Genomic DNA, 1,687 nt, shown 5'->3' on the forward strand with positions numbered 1-1,687 from the left:
TCCCTGCATTGTCCACATAAGTAATCGTACGCGTGATGGTCTTCGTCAATTCAAGATTCTCAACTGATTTTGGCCATACCGGAGAGTTTGGATCGTTCGGATCAACTGGTTTTCCTGGAACTGGTTTTGGATCGCTAGGTGTAACTGGTTTTACAACTGGTTTGAAGACAACTGTAAATACCTGACTTGGATCCTTACCTGGCTCATCTGCTGTACCATCAAATTTGCGTTCTTCTGCTGTTGCTGTTGTGAAGCCATCACGAACAAGCTCATAACCTTCTCTCTTCAATCGGTCAATTGCTGGTTGCGTCGAATGGTTAATCTCATCACCTGTTTTACCAGGGACTGTAACTGAATCAGCGAGTGGTTTACCTTGCTCATCTACATACTTGATGAGAGCAGTTTGGTCATCCTTCGCATACGAAATCTCAATGTCTTCCGTTGGGTTCGTTGGAACTGGTGGGATATATCCTTTTTCTGGATTGTTCGGATCGACCGGTTTCAACGGATTTCCATTTGGATCTTCTGGCGTGTAGCCAGGTACATACGGAATTGGTGTTGGAGTGTCTTTCGTTGGTGTTTCAGGCTTCGTTGGATCCTTCGGATCGTTTGGATACGGAATTGGTTCTTTTGGATCTTTACCATCTGTTGGTGTCGGATCGACTGGTGTTGCCCCATCTGGAATCTTAGGTATCCAGTTTCCTAGTTTCTTGTAGGTAACTGTCACTGTCTTATCCGCTGTCTCAACACTTGGTGTTTCTTCCGCTACAACAGCTGTATCGGTCACGTAGCCTGTAATCACTGGGGAAGCTTCCTCGTTCCACTTGCCGTCATGATTCTTATCCGCATCAACCTTATCGCTGACTGTCCAAGCACTGTACGTTACCTCACCTGTCGCATGGTTTACCGTTGCTGTACGAGTGAAGGTTACGGTTTCTGTCCGAGTTTCAGCTGCTTCACTTCCATCTTCGTAGACATAGTTGATCGTACGTGTGACTTTCTTAATCAAGTCTTTCTCTGATACCCCTTTATCCTCTGGCCATTTTGGTCCATCTGGATTGTTCGGATCAATTGGTTGTCCTGGATTTGGCCATTTTGGTCCGTCTGGATTATTCGGATCAATTGGTTGTCCTGGTACAACTGGTGTTCTTGGATTGTCTGGATTGTTCGGATCTTTCGGTGTCGGGTTACTTGGATTGTTTGGATCTGGTGTGACAGTTGACATCTGTGGTCGAACGGTTACTTTAAATACCTGACTTGGATCCTTACCTGGCTCATCTGGGGTATTGTCAAATTTACGACCATCCGCTGTTGTGAAGCCATCCGTCACAAGTTCATATCCGTGTTTTTTCAACTTCTCAATCTTAGACGCTGTAGAGTAGTTGATATCTCCACCTTCGCTACCTACCCTTGTGTCGACTGGACTTTCTCCATCAAGTGCTGAGCTAGGTACAAGATTGCCCGCTTCATCCTCATACTTAATCACGGCAAGCTGTGGTGCTTTGGCATCCGGACTGTAGATAACCACTTCCGTGATGTCTGTCGCAGTTTCATTAACGATCACTGCTTCTGTCGTTGATTGAGGTGTCACGACTGCTCCATTTTTCGTTGCAGTAGTCGCTGTGTAACCAGCTTTCACTGGCAAGGCTTGTCCTTCTAGCGTGCTATCGCCATCCTTAGGCATCCA

Annotated in this window: 1 protein-coding gene; it reads right to left on the bottom strand. The window is 46.1% G+C overall.

All coding sequences use genetic code 11. The annotated features are described in order from the left end of the window. The coding region (locus tag ABPH35_RS10740; RefSeq protein ID WP_368849823.1) for a mucin-binding protein at window positions 1–1,687 on the bottom strand (1,687 nt) is incomplete at both ends.

Source organism: Streptococcus handemini (assembly GCF_040984445.1).
Taxonomy (GTDB): Bacteria; Bacillota; Bacilli; order Lactobacillales; family Streptococcaceae; genus Streptococcus; species Streptococcus handemini.